Annotated in this window: 16 protein-coding genes and 1 pseudogene; 10 read left to right on the forward strand and 7 right to left on the reverse strand. The window is 69.6% G+C overall.

The annotated features are described in order from the left end of the window. Positions 1 to 225 precede the first annotated feature (225 nt). Both MRQ36_RS13090 and MRQ36_RS13095 read left to right on the forward strand, forming a co-directional pair. Positions 226 to 906 (forward strand): hypothetical protein, encoded by a 681-nt coding sequence (locus tag MRQ36_RS13090; protein WP_242795446.1) that lies wholly within the window; start codon positions 226 to 228, stop codon positions 904 to 906. Between the two features lie 238 nt (positions 907 to 1144). Further along, entirely contained in the window at positions 1145 to 1426 is a 282-nt protein-coding gene (locus MRQ36_RS13095; protein ID WP_242795448.1) for a hypothetical protein, read from the forward strand. A 166-nt stretch (positions 1427 to 1592) separates the two neighbouring features. Here MRQ36_RS13095 and MRQ36_RS13100 read toward each other — a convergent pair whose 3' ends face one another. From MRQ36_RS13100 to MRQ36_RS13125, 6 genes are all read right to left on the reverse strand, one after another. Continuing rightward, positions 1593 to 2417, reverse strand: a complete 825-nt coding sequence (locus tag MRQ36_RS13100) for a hypothetical protein (protein ID WP_242795450.1) — start codon at positions 2415 to 2417, stop codon at positions 1593 to 1595. Positions 2418 to 2457: 40 nt separating this feature from the next. Further along, complete coding sequence (locus MRQ36_RS13105) at positions 2458 to 4170, reverse strand: hypothetical protein (RefSeq protein ID WP_242795453.1); 1713 nt, start codon at positions 4168 to 4170, stop codon at positions 2458 to 2460. Positions 4171 to 4739: 569 nt separating this feature from the next. Further along, complete coding sequence (locus MRQ36_RS13110; protein ID WP_242795455.1) at positions 4740 to 5831, reverse strand: IS630 family transposase; 1092 nt, start codon at positions 5829 to 5831, stop codon at positions 4740 to 4742. Between the two features lie 66 nt (positions 5832 to 5897). Further along, positions 5898 to 7778 (reverse strand): hypothetical protein, encoded by a 1881-nt coding sequence (locus tag MRQ36_RS13115; RefSeq protein ID WP_242795457.1) that lies wholly within the window; start codon positions 7776 to 7778, stop codon positions 5898 to 5900. Beyond that, positions 7778 to 8932 (reverse strand): 5'-methylthioadenosine/S-adenosylhomocysteine nucleosidase, encoded by a 1155-nt coding sequence (locus MRQ36_RS13120; protein WP_242795460.1) that lies wholly within the window; start codon positions 8930 to 8932, stop codon positions 7778 to 7780. The genes MRQ36_RS13115 and MRQ36_RS13120 overlap by 1 nt, the downstream gene beginning before the upstream one ends. Then, the gene (locus MRQ36_RS13125; protein ID WP_242795463.1) at positions 8929 to 9657 is read right to left on the reverse strand and encodes an NUDIX domain-containing protein; all 729 of its coding nucleotides are present in this window, start codon (positions 9655 to 9657) and stop codon (positions 8929 to 8931) included. Before MRQ36_RS13125 ends, MRQ36_RS13120 begins: the two co-directional genes overlap by 4 nt. Positions 9658 to 9755: 98 nt before the next feature. On the opposite strand from MRQ36_RS13125, the pseudogene MRQ36_RS13130 reads away from it, so the two are divergent. The 5 genes and pseudogenes from MRQ36_RS13130 to MRQ36_RS13150 all read left to right on the forward strand — a co-directional run. Beyond that, positions 9756 to 9851: pseudogene (locus MRQ36_RS13130) on the forward strand (SigE family RNA polymerase sigma factor); the annotation flags it as partial. Further along, entirely contained in the window at positions 9848 to 11029 is a 1182-nt protein-coding gene (locus MRQ36_RS13135; RefSeq protein WP_242795465.1) for a hypothetical protein, read from the forward strand. The pseudogene MRQ36_RS13130 and the gene MRQ36_RS13135, both read left to right, overlap by 4 nt. A gap of 149 nt (positions 11030 to 11178) precedes the next feature. Continuing rightward, positions 11179 to 11946 (forward strand): SGNH/GDSL hydrolase family protein, encoded by a 768-nt coding sequence (locus MRQ36_RS13140; protein WP_242795467.1) that lies wholly within the window; start codon positions 11179 to 11181, stop codon positions 11944 to 11946. 2 nt (positions 11947 to 11948) lie between these two features. Next, entirely contained in the window at positions 11949 to 12395 is a 447-nt protein-coding gene (locus MRQ36_RS13145) for a hypothetical protein (protein WP_242795469.1), read from the forward strand. 95 nt (positions 12396 to 12490) lie between these two features. Beyond that, entirely contained in the window at positions 12491 to 13393 is a 903-nt protein-coding gene (locus MRQ36_RS13150) for a sulfurtransferase (RefSeq protein WP_242795471.1), read from the forward strand. Positions 13394 to 13421: 28 nt separating this feature from the next. Here MRQ36_RS13150 and MRQ36_RS13155 read toward each other — a convergent pair whose 3' ends face one another. After that, positions 13422 to 14030, reverse strand: a complete 609-nt coding sequence (locus tag MRQ36_RS13155) for a TetR family transcriptional regulator (RefSeq protein WP_242795473.1) — start codon at positions 14028 to 14030, stop codon at positions 13422 to 13424. Between the two features lie 101 nt (positions 14031 to 14131). Between MRQ36_RS13155 and MRQ36_RS13160 the strand changes: the two genes are divergently transcribed. The 3 genes from MRQ36_RS13160 to MRQ36_RS13170 all read left to right on the forward strand — a co-directional run bounded on the left by MRQ36_RS13160 (position 14132) and on the right by MRQ36_RS13170 (position 17428). After that, on the forward strand, positions 14132 to 15286 hold the full coding sequence (locus tag MRQ36_RS13160) for an FAD-dependent oxidoreductase (RefSeq protein ID WP_242795476.1): 1155 nt from the start codon (positions 14132 to 14134) through the stop codon (positions 15284 to 15286). A gap of 94 nt (positions 15287 to 15380) precedes the next feature. After that, the gene (locus MRQ36_RS13165; RefSeq protein ID WP_242795488.1) at positions 15381 to 16007 is read left to right on the forward strand and encodes a TetR/AcrR family transcriptional regulator; all 627 of its coding nucleotides are present in this window, start codon (positions 15381 to 15383) and stop codon (positions 16005 to 16007) included. 83 nt (positions 16008 to 16090) lie between these two features. After that, entirely contained in the window at positions 16091 to 17428 is a 1338-nt protein-coding gene (locus tag MRQ36_RS13170) for an acetyl/propionyl/methylcrotonyl-CoA carboxylase subunit alpha (RefSeq protein WP_242801072.1), read from the forward strand. Positions 17429 to 17480: the final 52 nt, after the last annotated feature.

Here is a 17480-nt window from a genome sequence, read left to right on the forward strand (position 1 = left end):
CCCATCACATTTAGACGACCCTGCCGAACCAAAGTTACCGCGAGACGTACGGCGGACGTCACCGTCCGGGCCATGCCGAGGACCGTCCGACAACCATCGATGGTTACCCACCGGGCCGCACCCGGACCTACCGGCACACGAACGGCTCCCGGCTGGCTCTTGGCACAAAGCACCTCGACCACGACAGCGACTGCACTGTCGTACGGGCGTCCTAGCGTGGCACGCATGCGTAGGTCGATGGGAAGTCCGACTGGCCGTTACCAGGCAGCCTGCGGTGATGGGCACTGCGCGTTGCAGGGCGGCGCGGGCCGCTCCAAGTTGCAGGGGCAGATCTTCACGCTCCTAGACCTGGCCCTCGGGCCGGGCATCAGCGACGCGCCGGTCGCTACGGCGGTCGGCCGTGTCAACGTCGACATGCTCTTCCGCCTCGGCGCGGGCAACATCGTCGTGGAGTACGACGGCGCCTACTTTCACCAGCACCGAGCGCGCACAGACAGGATCAAAGCGGACGCGTTGCGAAGACGTTCGGAGCTGCTGCCGGCACACGTGCTGCGCATCCGGGAGCAGCCGCTGCCGCGCCTACATCATCACAATGTGCTTGCACCGCCGCGGCCGACGCCGCAGCAGTGCGCACAGCTTGCGCTGTTACACATGCTGCACACTCTGTCTCGAAGCCTTCCCGGGGACGTGTTGGCCGAGCTCGAACCTCGCATCCAGGCTTTCCTGCAGGCCGGAAAGCAGCTCGCGCCCGATGTGATCGCGTGCGTGATGTGTCGGCATCTCCAGCCGGCCCTGCATAGCGACTTTCGTGACCGATGGTGCTGCGGCGGCCCGACGGAATTCCGGTACCGCGAGGTGCTGCGGCGGGCGAGGCGAGACTTGCTCGTCGCCAGTGACCCCGATTGATCCGTGGCCGAGGGCCACAGGCCGACCGCCTAGTTGGCGCGTAGCCAAAATACGTCACCTGGCGGCAAGTGAAGCAGCGAGCGGAGGCAGTATGGGTGTTCCTCGTAATCCGTTGCGCTTGCCCGACGGCCGCGTGGTATATGGCCGGTGGCCGCAGGGGATGCCCGCGACAGGTGAGGGTCCCTACATCGCTGCCTTGGCTCGCCAGGCCGGCGGCGTCTGCGAGGTGGTTCTACCGGTGGGCCGGGCTGACGTGGCCAACCCCACGACCGTCTTCGAGGTCGAGCCTGCCAGCCAGTGGCGGACTGCCATCCGCCAGGTCCTCGGCTACGCGGGGCAGACCGGCCTGGTTCCGGCCATCGCGCTTTTCGGCCCGGAGGATTACCTGCGCATCTATCTGTTCGTGCGGGATCGCCTGCCGGGTCTAGAGCTCTGGGTCTACCGGCATCGGTGGGAACATGTCCAGAGCAGGAAGGCCGCCGCTTTGAAGTACCAGTCGTCCTACACAATCCGCACCTGACCCCAGGACACCCCGACAGGTCGTGTCCGTGTTTGGCAGCGGGTGGCTGCAGAGCTGTCTGGTCTAGCCATCTCTGCCTGCCCTGCTCGTCCGAAGCCGGCGGCGAAGCGGCGTCAAGCGGGGAGGCTCGGCAACCCGGCTGAATTTGTGGGCCCTGGCGCGGTCGCTATCGAATCGGTTCCAGGTGACGGCGCTTCAGCAGGTGGCAAGCGGACAGGAGCAGGAAGTACGTTGACTTGGCCGCGAGCAGGAAGGCTTCGTCGTCGATGACAAGCTCCACGGTGAAGCCACCGGGAACCTCGGCCTCGACTTTCCGGTGGGTTCCGTTCAGCAGCGCCCAGCCGAGGCCATGTTCGAAGCCGGAGAGTAGACGCCAGGTTGCTACCAGAAACGGAGCGAACTCGCGCTGCTGCTTGACGAAGCTCAGCTTGGGCAACTCATCCGCGACGTTGACTTTCTGGTGCACCTTGTCCCACGGGCGCCCAAGTTTGGCCGCCTCTTCGCGATATGTCTTCAGTGAGCCTCGGTCAAGATCCTTCTCGGCCTTCTCGATGAGGTGGCGAACCTCGGGGAGGACCTTGAAGGCCGCGCGTTGGCTGCGCTGCTGGTAGCAGTCGTTGACTTCGCATCGAAGCCCCCGGGTTCGGCGTTCACGGCCGTCGTCCGGGTCAAGCAGCCATGCGGCGTAGAAGGATGTCTCGAAGGTGGGCCGCAGCAGACTCCACGGCGCCCACAGCGTGGCGCCGTGATGCTTCAGCAACGCGAGCAGCGCGAGGTGGTTATCTCTGGCGACGCCGAGGTACCTGATCACCTCCATGTAGGTGCGAGGACCGGCTACCTGCGCCTGGTCGAATGCCCGCGCGGACAGCAGGCGGTGCCCCTCCAGGGAAGGCAAGGCGTCAAGCGCCTTGAACTCCTGGTCGATCGCCTGCCAGTAGATCTGAAGGTTGCCGAGACCCATCGACTCGCCGGTCAGAAAAGGTTCCCGCACGTCGCACAGGGTAGGCGTGACTGGCCGATCCGCCTATTGGTTATGCGCCCGCCGCGCTGCCCGGTCCCATCGACGGTTCTTTGTCTGGTTCCGCAGGCAGCGAGCTGACCACGGGCGACGAGCCGTCGGAGGACCTGAATTGTGCGACAACGTCGGTTCCGGCCCGGGCGGCGGCCTCGACTTCAGCGCGATTCTTAACGACGACGCGGGGGAAGCGGATCTCCACAGGACCGAGTTCTAGCTGCATGCCGGCGGGGCTGACAGCAAGGTTAGGGTGTCTGAGCACGAGCTCGCCGGGCTCGCTGGACCAGAGCGGGTGTTCCATGAAGGCGCTGACACCGTCGGCGGCCACAGGGTGGTTAAGGACGGCATTCGGCCAGCTACCGTGACCGGTCGACAGAACCGACCAGGCCATCGCGAGCGTCTGAACGTCCGGCTCGGTCAGATCATCCGGTACCGGCTCTGACAGCCCAAGGTGCTCCTGCAGATCGTCGAGGAGCAGGACGAGGTCGGCGACATCGGCCAAGTCGGCCATGATCGGAGCAGGCAGGCTGGCCAGCCGCTGCCTGCCGAGGCAGACATGCAGCGACGCGCCGCCACCGACGCATGCCTTGACCAGCTCGGCCATCGGGCGCAGCGTCGACGGCAAGTGTCCGGCCGGACTCGCCCAGCCGAGCTTCAACTGCCCCACCAGGGCCTGCCAGCCGTCTTCCACCTTCTCGCCCGGCGGCATCGTGTAGCTCAGCTGCAGATTAGCTGTCACCGTACCCGACACGTCGGCGCCGACAGTCGTCGCGCCCGTGGAGCCGGCGAGGCGAGTGGTGAAGCTGATCGGAAGGCTGCACACCTGTCTGCCGCCGCTGTCCTCGGCAACGAGGTGAAGCAGCACTGGGGTCGCCAACTCGGCCTGCGGGGAGCTGAACTGAACCGTCCCGGGCCCAAAGCTGGGAGGAAATAGGTCCTGCAGGTCCTCCGGTAGCACCATCGTCACGTCTTCGACGAAGCGCTCCTCGACGGTCACCGAGCCTCCGAAGGCGAGGGCGTCCAGCCAACTTTGCTGAACAGCGGCGGCTGCGGCGTCGTCGGCTGGAAACGCGAACTTGCCGCGCACGGTGAAGGTTGCGTCGTTGCCGGGACGAGGCCTGATCTCGACCTGCTGGTAGTTCTCATCAGTCGAGATCGTCCAATCCCATCGCCGAGGCGCCATCTCTGCGGCCCGGGTGTGAAGTGTTCGCTGCCGGCGGAACAAGTCAGGTACGCCGTTGACCATCCCCGCCTGCTCCATGTTGAGCTCGGCGAGACGTTGGCTGACTTGGTACTCGTCGCCTTCGAGGAAACGGCGCAGGCCCTCGTCTTGGTTGAAGTGACCGTCGAGCCAGTCGATGCACCACCGGTCCAGCCTGACGTCCGGGTACTGCGCTTCCAGCCTTTCCCACCAGACGATTTCCGCTGGCGAGAACTCAAGTGGGACGATCAGGACCCACTCCGACGGCGAGTGCTCCTTGACGGCCTTTGCCAGCGACTTCTTGGTCTGCGACCGCCGCGATCCGGTCATCCGGCCTGTGAAGGACTTCACCTCGTAGACTCGCACGCCATCCCCGGAGACGTAGCGGCTGGGGATGTAGCTGTCGCGGCCACCGTCGCCCCCGGCGCCGTCGACGCCTTGCGCGTGCGGATCGATCTTCTTGATGAGAATCTTCACCGCGCGCTCAAACCGCGCCGGGTCCCGAGCAGCAGACGGCCAATGGATCATGACAGCCCCTCACACTTCAGTCGGCCACTCACCGTAGCCCGGCGCGCACGCGGACCCGCAACGACACTCGCGCCTCGATGTACGCCAGCCAAGCGAGCGCGGACGGCATCGGAGCGCGCGGATCAGATCGCCCGCAGCGTCTCGGAGAGTCCTGTTCGGCTGGTCCGCCCAGTTGCCCGGTATCGCCGCGACCAGGGACCTGCCCGCCCCGCGAAGCGGTGGCCGGCAGTCCATGCGGCCAGCAAGGGCTGCGCCGGCGGTGAGTTGGCGACGGGCGACGGCTGACCGCTGCTCGAGACGGCGGTGGAAGGGATATCCAATATCTGGCTTCTATGAACGCTTGACTACGGTGAAGGTGCACCATTCAAATAGGTTGACTCCTACCCAATCTAGGCAATGGTGTTGATACCGCCCTGACCTAGTCGAGCAGCCCGCGTATGGCGCTCGCGAGGTTGGCAAGCCTTTCGTCTGCGCGGTCGCGTCGGTGTTTGACCCATTCCTTGCCTTCGGCGGCGACGCCTTCGAGGACGTGCAGGGTGTGACTGAGCCCGGCAGCGTCTAGTGCCTCGTCACGCGGCCTTGAAGGGGTAATCTGGGTGGCGGATCTTGGACTTGGTCGCGTATCCCGTTTTCGGACGGGCGCGCTGGTTGTGCCAGCGGATGTAGTCGCCGATGACGGTGTCCTGCTCGGCGTGGGTGCGGTGGTCGGTGCCGTTGAGGGCGAAGTAGCGCAAAGCGGCGAACTCGGCTTCGATCCAGTTCAGCCAGGAGCTGTAGGTCGGCAGGAAGACCAGCTCAACGTCGTTGGCCTGGCACCAGGCCCGGACGGTGGGGTGCTTGTGCGGGGAGAAGTTGTCCAGGATCAGATGCAGCGTCTGTCCTGGCCAGCGGCGCCGCAGGGTCTTGAGGAAGTCGAGGAACTCGCTCGATCGTTTCCGGTCCCGGATCCGGTAGTGGATTCGTCCGGTGGCCAGGTCGAGGCTGGCGATCATGTGCCGGACACCGTGGTCACGGTGGTAAGTCGCCCGGAGTCGGACCGGGTTGCCCTGCGGTTTCCAGGCTTTGCCCGGCCGGGGCTGCAGGTTCAGCGGCCCGAACTCGTCGACGCAGATGACCCGGCCGCCGGCCGGTGGATGGTCGTAGAGGTCGAGGACCCGACGCATCTTGGCGGTGAAGTCCGGGTCGTTGCTGGCTTTCCACGTCTTCGACGTCTGCCAGGTGACGCCGCGTTCGTGCAGGATCCGCCGGACGGTCTCGATGCTGATCGTGTCCACCTGGCCAGTGGCGATCAGGTAGTCACGCAGCTTGGACAGCGACCAGGTCGAGAACGGCTGGCCGAGGAAGCGGGGGTCACACCGGGCGATCACACAGATCCAGTCGCGGGTCTGCTCATTGATCTTGTTCGGTGTGCCCCCTCTCCATTTTGGGTCCAGCGCGTCGAACCCCCGCTCGTTGAACGCGTGGATCACGTCGCGGACGTAGTCCTCGGTGGCCTTGAGCAGGTACGCGATGTCGGGCGCCGGCTGGCCCTGGCCAGACATCAGAACCACGATCGCCCGGCGCAGCTTGACCGGGTTCTTCGCGGTCCGCGTGATCTTCTGCAGCCGCTGGCCCTCGGCCATCGACAGCGCCCGCACGAACACCTCCGGGCGTCGTCCCACCCGGCATCACCTCCCACACAACAGCGAGAGGGACAGCCTGCCCGAGACGGCCTCCGAACCGACGGATTACACGGCCAACGTCCAAAGACGAGGCACTAGCGACAGTTCAGCGATCTTGGTTGGGTTCTCGTCGTGCTGGAGCGTCCCGTTGTCAGGATCGCTCACTCGGATTGAGATGGGTTCTCCGTTGAACAGAGTCAGCTCGAAGGTCTGCTGTCGGGTGGCGATGCCGTCGATCCGTACGGCGGCGACGGCGTCGAAACGGTAGTTGAGCCGTTGGGTGGTGCGGCTTGCGGAGGTTTCGAAGTCGAGATCGATGTTGACCTGCCGGACGCCGTCGTCGGTGAGGAGAAACAGCAGCAGGCGATACCGGGAGTACCGCCATGGTCCTTGCGGGTAGCGAGCCTTTTTGCATGAGGGTGCCGGCGCCTCGATGAAGGCGTGTGCGATTACCTGGCTGGGGCGGAGTCGGTATTGCTGCATGGCTTGGTCGACCAGGACTTTGCGGTCGCTTTCCAACCAGGTGGCCATCTCGGTGTCCGCCGGCTTGTCGGACAGCTTGTGGCACCACCGGTGGTATGCCGCCCAGCGGGCCGTGTCCTTGTCGTTGCGTTCCGCTTGGTCGTCGGCGACCCTGCGTCGCTCGGCGACGATCCGAAACGACGAGCGCACCGCCGGCACCGCGGACGCCATCGCGAGCACGAACCAACCTGTGCCGGACAAGGGGGCGCTGGTCACGACGGCAGGAACGGCCCAGAGGCTCCCCGTGGCAAGGAGGGCCAGTCCCCCGACGTGGAGGGCCTTGGTCCTGGCAGGGTTACGCAGCTGCTGGCGGTACGCCGTCAGCGTGTCTCGTTCCCATTGCCCTCGGACATCTCCCACCAGGTGTCGGACGAGCCAGGCGACCCGTTCGGCCTCGATGCGCTGTTCCCGGTAGAGCTCGACCACCTCGTCGCGGAGGTGCCGCCGGATCCCCGCCGTCTGGTCGAGCCAGTAGGCTCGGTCGGTTCCTTCGGGCACGTACCGGCGGAAGTAGCGGTCGAAGAGCCGGTCCACCTTGCGGGCGAAGCCTCCCGGTGGCGCCTCTCTTCGCCGCTGCTGGGGTGGACGGATCTGTGCTTCCTTCGCGCGCAGCCGTGTTCCGCGGTAGTACCGGTCCGCCCCACCAACGCAAAACGCGGCCAGTCCGACCAGGGCGGCGAATAGACCGAGGAACGGGTCGAGCGTGCCGCGGTCCGTCGCCAGCACGATCATCTGCACCACGGCGAGAGTGAACACGGCCGCGCCGGCGCCGGCGCGTAGCCAGTCGCGCAGCGCAACAGCAGCGGGTTGCACCGGAAGGGTCCGAGGCTGCGCGGGTGTGGGATGAAAGAACTTCCAGACGCGGTTGAATCGGTCCGCCGCTGTGCGCTGCGAGTCCGCCAGGGCGACGGACTTCCGCCACATCTCTTCTTGCATCGCGCCTTCGAGTAGCGCTTCGAGGTGGCCGTAGATCCCGTCGCGTTGACGCCGGTTTAGCGCGTCGATCTCTTTGACCACGAGATCCGTCTCGGCGGCGCCGACGGGGGTCAGGAGGCGGGTGATTACCTTCAACCCCGCAGTCCACTCGTCATTGTCGTCGAGATGGGGCAGTCTGGCGCAGATGGCGGTGAGGCGATCCAGCTCCTCGGGGGCGAGTTGGCGCAGGGTACGTCCGCTTAACAGGGCGATCAGCCGGTAGAACTGGACCTCCGTGGTCGCATACCCACCGGCGACGGCCTTTTCGATGAGCTCGCGCGCCTGATCACGAACTCGCGCGTCGAGATACTTCAGCGCGAAGGCGAACTGCTCCTCCGGACTCGGGTTTGGCGGCAGCCGGTAGAAGTTGACGTCACCGTGGACTACGCCTGCCTGTACGTCGACGTGCGCATCTCCTTGGGCGACGTTGGTCGTGGTCGTGGTCGTCATCACATGCCCCGCACCACGGCGATGATCGCCGCAAGCCGCGCCGCCAGCTCAGACACGTCGGCTACCAGGCCCCGCAACCGCTTGAGCGCGACCATCAGGCCACTCTTCTTCTCGGCTGTGCCCGCCGAGACGCATGCCGTCGCCGTCTCCAGTTCCGACTCGGCCGCGGCGTAGGTTTCTTCGTCCACCTGTCCGTCGAGGTGGGCCTGCTTGAGGTGCGTTCGCAGGTCTGCGATGCTCGCTGCCAGATCGATCGGCTGATCGGCGCCAGCGCCGACGGTGACGTTGCCGTAGATCTGTCCAGCTTGCACTCCGACGTGGGCGTTCCCGGTGGCGATGTTGCGGTTGGTCGTCGGCATCGTGGGGCTCCCGTCCCGGTTCGCGCCGCCTCGGCTGGCCGGCCCGTCGATGATGAGTTCTCGCGCCAGTGCGGTGGCGAAGGCGGCGGCGTGGCGTGCGGCCTTCGGTTGCCAGTCCTGTCCGTCCGTGGCTGCCTTGCTGCCGTCGGCATGGTCGCTGATGCCGCGCACGACAACCACGGGCAGGGCACGGTTGAGATGGCCCGCCTGGGCCACACCGGCCGCTTCCATCTCGATCGCTACGGCGTCGTTGTAGTGCTGGCGGATCCAGCGGGCCTGTTCCGAGATTCCCGAGTCCTGCACCACTTCCCCTGCCGCAATCGGCCCGAAGTGGACTTTGGGCGCTGCGCCTACGGGAAGACCCCGGCGCCACGCGGCGGACCTGTCGACGTGGTGGGCGATCTGGTCGGCCTCGTGGGGGATCTCCCACGCCTTCGGTCGGGCCTTCAGACCGTCGTCCTCGCTGGTGCCGCCGTGGTAGGCGTAGATTTTGCTGGCGACGACGACATCACCGAGTCGGATGTTGGGCCAAAGGCCACCGGCGACTCCCACGAACAGCACAGCGGCCGGGGAGAACTCGGCCATCGCCCGCTCGGCGAGCACCGCGGCCGGATGATTGCCCTTACCGACCAGCCCCAAGGCGACCCGGCAGTCGCTTTGACTGATCCGGCCGACCTCGAAGCGGGTGCCGGCGGGGTGCCGCCGTACACGTAGGTCGGTCAGTTGGTCGCGGACCGCTGCGTATTCGAGGTCCAGCGCCGTGAGGATCACGACGAGACCGCTGTTCGTGCTCACGCTGTCTCCCTGTCTGCCTGGCTGAGGGGGCGGATCATCGGAGGGTGCAGAGTCGTGCGGGGCCCGGGACGGAATAGCCGAGCGGGACGCCCACCATCGGTCTTGCGACTCGGCCCGGCGGGGACGATGAAGCCGTCCACGCTCTGCACTTTCCGGTAGAAGTTCCGCGCATCGAGCGGCACGCCCCACACCGCCTCGTAGACGTCCTGAAGCTCGGAGATCGTGAAGGTTGGACCACAAAAGGCGGTGGCGAGCGCCGAGCGCTCCAACTTCTCCCGCGCCCGGTCGATCCCGTCGGTCAGGATCTGCTCATGATCGAAGGCGAGTTGCGCGTCACCGGACAACGCCTGCTCCACCGGGGTCCACCACGCCCGGGATGCGTCGGTGCCGGCGACCGGCTGAGGTAGCCGAGGGGCGATGGCCAGGTAAGCCGCGGAGACCACCCGCCCTCGGGGGTCACGATCCGGCGCACCGTAGACGCCAAGTTGTTCGAGGTGCAACTGATCCGGCCCCAAGCCCGCCTCCTCGGCAAGCTCTCGATGGGCAGCCGCCACGAGGTCTTCCTTCTCGTGGCCGAGGAAACCGCCCGGCAGGGCCAAGGCGCCCTGGTAGGGCTCAACCCCGCGCTCGATCAACAACACATGAAGGCAGGACTCCCGCAAGGTGAGGATGACGAGGTCAACCGCAAGAAAAACGGTCGGCGGAACCCAACGATCGTCAGACATGAATCAACCATAGGCTTATTGTCGCTCTGACAGGAAGGCTGCCGAGTGTCGGATTTCAGCGCCCGCGCACACAATCTGGCTTCTATCAACGCTTGACTACCGTCAAGAGCCAGACCTCGAAGGCCCTGGCCAGGCTGCGCACCGTCGCCCCGGAACTCGCCGAGCTGTACGTCCTGGAAGGAAGCGCCCGATGAACCACGACCGCCTCCGGTCCGACCTGGCCGGGCTCGCCGACGAGGTCACCCCGGTCGACCTGCGGGACCGGGCGCTGCGTACGTCCCGGCGGCTCGGCATCCAGCGCACGGTCGCCACCACGGCGGCGGCCCTGGTGCTGCTCGCCGCCGCCACCGGCACCGCCCTCGCGGTACGCCCGAACGGCTCACCGCCCCCGGCCCCGGCCGGCCCCAGCATCACCGGCACCACGCCCGGGCCCGACTCCACCCCGACCCGCGCACCGAGCACCGAGCCGAGCGCCGGACCGAGCAGCCCTGCCCCGGATGCCGGGGAGTCCGGGCCGGCCGCCCGGATCGGCCGGGTCTTCTACGGGGCGGCGCCCGGCACCCAGGATGTCGGCGACACCCGGCTGCGTTCCTGGACGCCGGGCGGCGCGCCGGTGTCCCTGCTCAGCATGCCGACCAGTTCGGCCTGGGCGAACGCGGCCGTGTCGCCGGACGGCGAGCGGGTGGCCTGGGTCGACCGGGACGCCACGCTCTGGGTGGCGGACGTCGACGGGTCGAACCGGCGCAAGCTGCACAGCGACGTGGACGGCCTCTGCTGGGGGCCGACCTGGCACCCGGACGGGAAGACACTGAGCGTCGCACTCAACGACATGACCGGGCGGGGCGACATCACGCGCGGCAACCTCGACGTCCGCACCGGCAACTTCACGAAGCTGAGCTGGAAGCAGGAGGGCTGCCACCCGCTCGCGTCGGCAGACGGTCATTACCTGGCATACCCGGACGGATCCACCGGCCGGGTGTTCGTCACCACCGCCGGGGGAAAGGTGGTCCGGACCGTCCCCGGGCTGGGCGGCAGTTCGAAGTACGACTGTTTCGACGTGGCGAGCCTCTCCCCGGACGGATCCCGGATCGCGTTGTTCCGCCGGGGTCCCGGCGACGACGCGGGTGACGTGGCGCGCGAGTTGACCGCCGACGCGGTGCTCGACACCCGCACGGGTGCGGAGCTCGACCTCCCCCTCGGCCCCCGCACCTTGGATCAGGCCTTCTTCCAGTCCGACGGGACGATCGTGGCCCGGGCCCTCTCGTTGACCGGGAACGTCCTGGTGCTGATCGGTGCGAACGGTCGGAAGATCAGCGAGGAGCCCGAACCGTCCGCGTTCAGCGACATGCAGATCATCGCCGTCGCTGGTTGACGCTCTGCGGGGGCGGGCCAGTGCGGCCCGCCCCCGCATCGATCGGGATGACCTCCGCCACCTCCGACGGCGGGTGCGGGTAGCCCCTGCCGGTGGCGGTGACAAACTGGCTGACGCAGTTCTGCCGGGACGTCACAGGGGAGGCTCACGTGCGCTGGCGCAGTTACGTGGCGGTGGGGGACAGCTTCACCGAGGGCATGGACGACGCGTACCCGGACGGCAGCTACCGGGGCTGGGCCGACCTGGTCGCCACCCGGCTCGCCGCCGAGGCCGGCCCCGATTTCGGGTACGCGAACCTGGCGATCCGCGGTCGCCTCTTCCCCGGCGTGGTGGCCGAACAGGTGCCGGCCGCCCTGGCCATGAAGCCCGACCTGATCAGCTTCGCCGCCGGCGGCAACGACGTGCTGCGCCGTACCTTCGACCCGGACGCCCTGGTCACCCGCTTCGACGACGTGGTCGCCCGGCTGCGTTCCGGCGGGGCCGACGTGATCCTCTTCCGGTTCGCCGACGTGATGGCCCGGCTGCCCGGGCAGCGCCTGGTGGCTCCCCGGATCGCCCTGCTGAACAAGGCGGTCGGTGAGACCGCCGAGCGGCACGGCGCGATCCTGGTCGACCTCTTCGCCGACGACACCTTCCTCAACCCGATGCTCTGGAGCACCGACCGCCTGCACCTGTCGGCGGCCGGGCACCGCCGGGTCGCCGGGCAGGTGCTGAACGCGCTCGGTGTCGGCTGCGACGAGGACTGGCTGATGGTGCCGCCGCACCCGGCGCCCAGCCCCTGGCTGGCGGCCCGCGCCGCCGACCTGCGCTGGGCGGGCCGGCACCTGGCCCCCTGGATCAAGCGGCGGCTCACCGGCCGTTCCTCCGGCGACACGGTCACCGCGAAGCGCCCGGTGCTCGGCCCGCTGGTCGACTGACCGTGCGGACCCTGCACGCCGCCCCGCTGCTGCGGCACACCCTCGACGCGCCACCCGTCGCCGACCACGCCGTGCTGGTGACCGGTGCCCGGATCGAGGCGGTCGCGCCGGCGGCCGAGCTGACGGCGGCGTACCCCGAGGTGCGGGTGCGGCGGTGGGCCGGCACCCTCGGGCCGGCGCTGGTGCACGACGGGCCGTTGCCGCCGGCCCCGACCGCACGCGAGCGGGTGCACGCCCTGTTCCGGCTCGGCGCGACCGCCGTGCTCGCCGCCCACGTCACCGACCCGGAACTGCGGGCCGCCGCCGGTCGCAACGACGTCGCGGTGCTGGACCGGGTCCGACCGCCCGCGCTGCGCGCCGGCGACCGGGCCGACCTGGCGGTCTTCGCCGGCGACGGGAGCTGCCTGGCCACCGTGGTAGCCGGCCGGCTGGTCCACCGCCGCGCCTGAGGCACCGGACGCCCGCTGTGCCGGTCGCCACATCCGTGGCACCCGATTTCCGGTGCCCGACCGTCGGCCCGGCCGGCGGGCGTACCTTGGGGATCATGCCTGTGCCGAGCGATCCGAATCCCCGCCTCCAGTCGTACGCCGACCCGCAGCGGCTGGTCACCACCGAGTGGCTGGCCGAGCACCTGGGCGACGAGGGCCTCGTCGTGGTGGAGTCCGACGAGGACGTGCTGCTCTATGACACCGGGCACATCCCAGGTGCCGTCAAGGTGGACTGGCACACCGAGCTGAACGACCAGGTCACCCGCGACTACCTGGACGCGAAGAGCTTCGCCGAGCTGTGCGCCGCGAAGGGCATCGGCCGGAACGACACCGTCGTCTTCTACGGCGACAACTTCAACTGGTGGGCCGCGTACGCCCTCTGGGTCTTCTCCCTCTTCGGCCACGCCGACGTGCGGCTGCTCGATGGCGGCCGGCAGAAGTGGATCGCCGAGGGGCGGGAGCTGACCCGGGAGAAGGCGACCCGGCCCCGCGCCGACTACCCGGTGCCGCAGCGGAACGACGCGCCGATCCGGGCGTACCGGGAGCAGGTCATGGCGCACGTCGCCGCCGGTCGTCCGCTGGTCGACGTCCGTTCGCCGGGTGAGTACACCGGCGAGATGCTGCACATGCCGGACTACCCGCAGGAGGGCGCGCTGCGCGGCGGGCACATCCCGGGCGCGGTGAGCAAGCCGTGGAAGTCCGCCGCGAACGACGACGGCACCTTCAAGTCGGCCGAGGAGCTGCGCGCCATCTACGCCGACCAGCTCGGGCTGAGCCCGTCGGACGACGTGGTGGCGTACTGCCGGATCGGGGAGCGGTCCAGCCACACCTGGTTCGTGCTGCACCACCTGCTGGGCTACCCGCAGGTGCGCAACTACGACGGCTCGTGGACCGAGTGGGGCAACCTGGTCCGGGCCCCCGTCGTGAAGGGCGACCAGCCGGGCGGCCTCGCCCGCTGACGCCTTCCCACGCCTCCGACGGCCGTGGTCACCTCCGGGTGCCCACGGCCGTCGCCGTTCCGACCGTGGGGGCGGGGGCGGTGAGGTAGCGCTGGACGGTGGGGGCGACCCAGGCGACCAGCTCGGCGGCGGGTGCCTCGGCCAGCGGGGGCAGGGCGACGATCCACCGGGTGAGGGCCAGCCCCAGGATCTGGCTGGCCACCAGGCCGGCCCGTCGGGCGGCGGTCACCGGGTCGGGGTCGAGCCGGGCCACGGCCGTACCGAGCTGACCGGCGAAGATGTCGCGCATCCGCTGGGCGGCGACCGGGTTGGTGCTGGCCGTACGGAGCAGTGCGGCGAGGGTCTCGTCTCCCTCCCAGCGGTCCAGGAAGTGCCGGACCAGCACCTCGCCGAGCCGGTCGGTGGGCACCTCGGCCAGCGCGGGTAGCCGCAGGTCGAACTCGGCGGCGGCGGCGAAGAGCCCCTCCTTGCTGCCGTAGTAGCGCATCACCATCGACGGGTCGATCCGGGCGTCGGCGGCGATGGCGCGGATGGTGGCCCGCTCGTACCCGTCGGCGGCGAACCGCTCGCGGGCGGCCCGCAGGATCTCGGCCCGGGTGGCGTCGGAGCGGCGGACGCGGGGTGCGGCATCGGTCATGTCCACGACTGTAGGCCAACAAGCGTTGACATTGACGGCGGGACGCGCCTAACGTTGCCAACAAGTGTTGGCAAACAATTGTTGACCTGTGGAGGTGGGCCATGCTGCCCGAACGCACCGACGTCCTCGTGGTGGGAGCCGGCCCGACCGGCCTGGCCGTCGCCGTGACCCTGGCCCGGCGCGGCGTCGAGGTGACCGTCGTCGACCGGCGGGACCGACCGGCGGAGACCTCCCGCGCCGCCGTCGTGCACGCGTACACCCTGGAGGTGCTGGACCGGATCGGGGCCGCCGCGCCGCTGGTGGCCCGGGGACTGCCCGCGCCGGGGTTCACCGTCCGCGACCGGGACCGGACGCTGCTCAGCGTCCCCTTCACCGCGCTGCCCTCCCGCCACCCGTACGCACTGCTGGTCTCCCAGGCGGAGACCGAGGCGGTGCTCACCGCGCGGCTGACGACGCTCGGCGGCCGGGTGCTGCGGCCGTACGAGATGACCGGCCTGACGCGCGACGAGGCCGGCGCCACGGCCCGCTTCGCCGGCGGGGAGACGGTCCGGGCCCGCTGGGTGGTCGGCGCGGACGGCATGCACAGCACCGTCCGTGAGCTGGCCGGCATCCCGTTCGGCGGGCCGGCCGACCGGGGCGAGTCGTTCCTGCTCGCCGACGTCCGGGTGGACAGCGCGCTCCCCCGCGACCAGGTCTCCCTCTTCATGGCCCGGCAGGGACCGCTGGTCTGGGCGCCCCTGCCGGACGGCCTGGTCCGCCTCGTCGCCACGGTGGCCGACGCGCCCGCCGAACCGGACCTCGCCACGTTCCAGGCCCTGCTCGACGAGCGCGGCCCGGCCCGCCGGCCGGACCGACTGACCGAACTGCTCTGGGCCTCCCGGTTCCGCATTCACCACCGGGTCGCCGGGACGTTCCGGTCCGGTCCGGTGCTGCTGGCCGGCGACGCCGCGCACGTGCACAGTCCCGCCGGCGGGCAGGGGATGAACCTGGGCATCTGCGACGCGGTCACCCTCGGCGACACCCTGGCCGACGTACGCGACGGCGGTCCGGAGCAGCTGCTCGACGACTGGGCCGCCGCGCGCCGGCCCCGCGCCGAGGAGGTCGCCGGCTTCGCCGACCGGCTGACCCGGCTCGCCACCCTGCCGCCGGCCGCCCGACCCGTGCGCGACCTGCTGCTGCGTACCGTCTCGGCGGTGCCGCCGGCCCGGCGGCGGCTCGCCCTGCGGCTCTCCGGCCTGAGCCAGCGGGCCGGCTGACCCGCGCGGACCGACCGGGGACGGCGGCGTGCGGAGGCGACCGGCGGGTAACCGAGGCTCCAACTGGGCGGGCGCGAGGTCTAGGCTTGCCGGCGTGGCGGTGGAACAGCAGGCGCGGGGCGGAGCGAACGCAGTGACGGGTGCGGGTCGACGGCGCTCCCGGCGGGACGAGATCCTGGAGATCGCGGTCGGCCTCTTCGCCGCCCGTGGCTACCACGGCGTGTCGATGGACGACATCGGGGCGGCTGCCGGCGTCACCGGTCCGGCGCTCTACCACCACTTCGCCGGCAAGGAGGCGATGCTGGCCGCCGCGCTGATCCCGGTCAGTGAGGGGCTGCTCGCCGGTGGCGGTGAGCGCGCCGGCGACCATCCGGGCGACCCGCGCGCCGCGCTGGAGTCGCTGATCGACTTCCACGTCGACTTCTCGCTGGCCAACCCGGCGGTGATCGCCCTGCACCTGCACGAGCTGGACCGCCTCCCCGACGAGCCGCGCCGCCGGATCCGCAAGCTCCAGCGGCTCTACGTCGAGGAGTGGGTCACCGTGCTGACCGCGCTGCACCCGGGGCTGCCGGACGGCGAGGCGCGGGTGCTCGCCCACGCCGCGTTCGGTCTGATGAACTCCACCCCGTTCCTCGGCGGCGAGGTGGACCGCCGTCGGCGGGCCGAGCTGCTGCGGGCGGCCACCCTCGCCGCCCTGCTGGCCCCCACCGACCCCACCTGACACGCCGCCCGCGCCTTAACGCATGTTAAGAAGGGACCCCGGGTGTGCACGAGGCGTGGAGAAGGGGCCCTTCCTTGCAGAACATGATTGAGTCGGTGCTGGTCGCCAATCGGGGCGAGATCGCCCGCCGGATCATCCGGACCGCGAAACGGCTCGGCATCCGGGCGATCGCGGTGCACTCGGAGGCCGACGCGGGGCTGCCGTTCGTCACCGAGGCCGACGAGGCGGTCTGCGTCGGACCGGCCAACCCCGCGTCGAGCTACCGGAACGTCGAGGCGATCATCGCCGCCGCGAAGCAGACCGGCGCGCAGGCGATCCACCCCGGCTACGGCTTCCTGTCGGAGAACGCGGAGTTCGCGCGTACCGTCGAGGCGAGTGGCCTGATCTGGGTGGGGCCCGGCGCGGACGCGATCACCGCGATGGGCGACAAGATCAACGCGCGGAACCTGATGGCGGCGGCCGGGGTGCCCGTCGCGCCGGGCACCACGGACCCGGCGGCCGACGTGGCCGCGGCGGTCGCCGCCGCGGCCGGGATCGGCTACCCGGTGATGGTTAAGGCCGCGGCCGGTGGCGGCGGCATGGGCATGGGCGTGGCCACCGACGAGGCCGCGCTGCGCACCGAGTACGACAAGGTCCGCGCGTTCGCCGAGCGGATGTTCGGTGACGGCTCGGTGCTGATCGAGCGCTACTTCCCCCGGGTACGCCACGTCGAGGTGCAGATCCTCGGCCTGGCCGACGGCCGGGTGGTGGCGCTGGGCGAACGCGAGTGCTCGGTGCAGCGCCGCAACCAGAAGCTGGTGGAGGAGTCGCCCTCCCCGGCGGTCTCCCCGGAGCTGCGGTCGCGCTTCCTGGCCGCCGCCGTGCGCGCCGGTGAGGCGGTGGGTTACCGCAACGCCGGCACCGTGGAGTGCCTCCTCGATCCCGAAACCGGCGAGTTCTTCTTCCTGGAGATGAACACCCGGCTCCAGGTCGAGCACCCGGTCACCGAGTACGTCTACGGCGTCGACCTGGTCGAGGAGCAGTTGCGGGTGGCGGCGGGCCTGGCCCCGACCTTCGACCCGGACGCGCTCACCCCGCGCGGCCACGCCATCGAGCTGCGGATCAACGCCGAGGACCCGAAGCGCTTCCTCCCCGGCCCGGGTGTGATCGCCACCTGGAACGAGCCCACGGGCGAGGGCGTACGGGTCGACTCCGGCTATGTCGCCGGCAACACGGTCACCCCGTTCTACGACAGCCTGATGGCCAAGCTGATCGTCAGCGGGGCGACCCGCGCGGAGGCGCTGGACCGCGCCCGGGCGGCGGTCGCCGGGTTCGAGATCGCCGGCCCGAAGTGCAACCTGCCGTTCTTCGCCGAGCTGCTGGAGAACGACGAGTTCCTCTCCGGCGACTACGACACCGGCATCGTGGGCCGGATGCGCTGATCACCGGCCGGCCCGGGCCGGGTGGGATGCTGGGAAAACCCAATCACGTACC

Origin of the sequence: Micromonospora sp. R77 (assembly GCF_022747945.1) — a bacterium.
In the GTDB taxonomy this organism is placed as follows: domain Bacteria; phylum Actinomycetota; class Actinomycetes; order Mycobacteriales; family Micromonosporaceae; genus Micromonospora.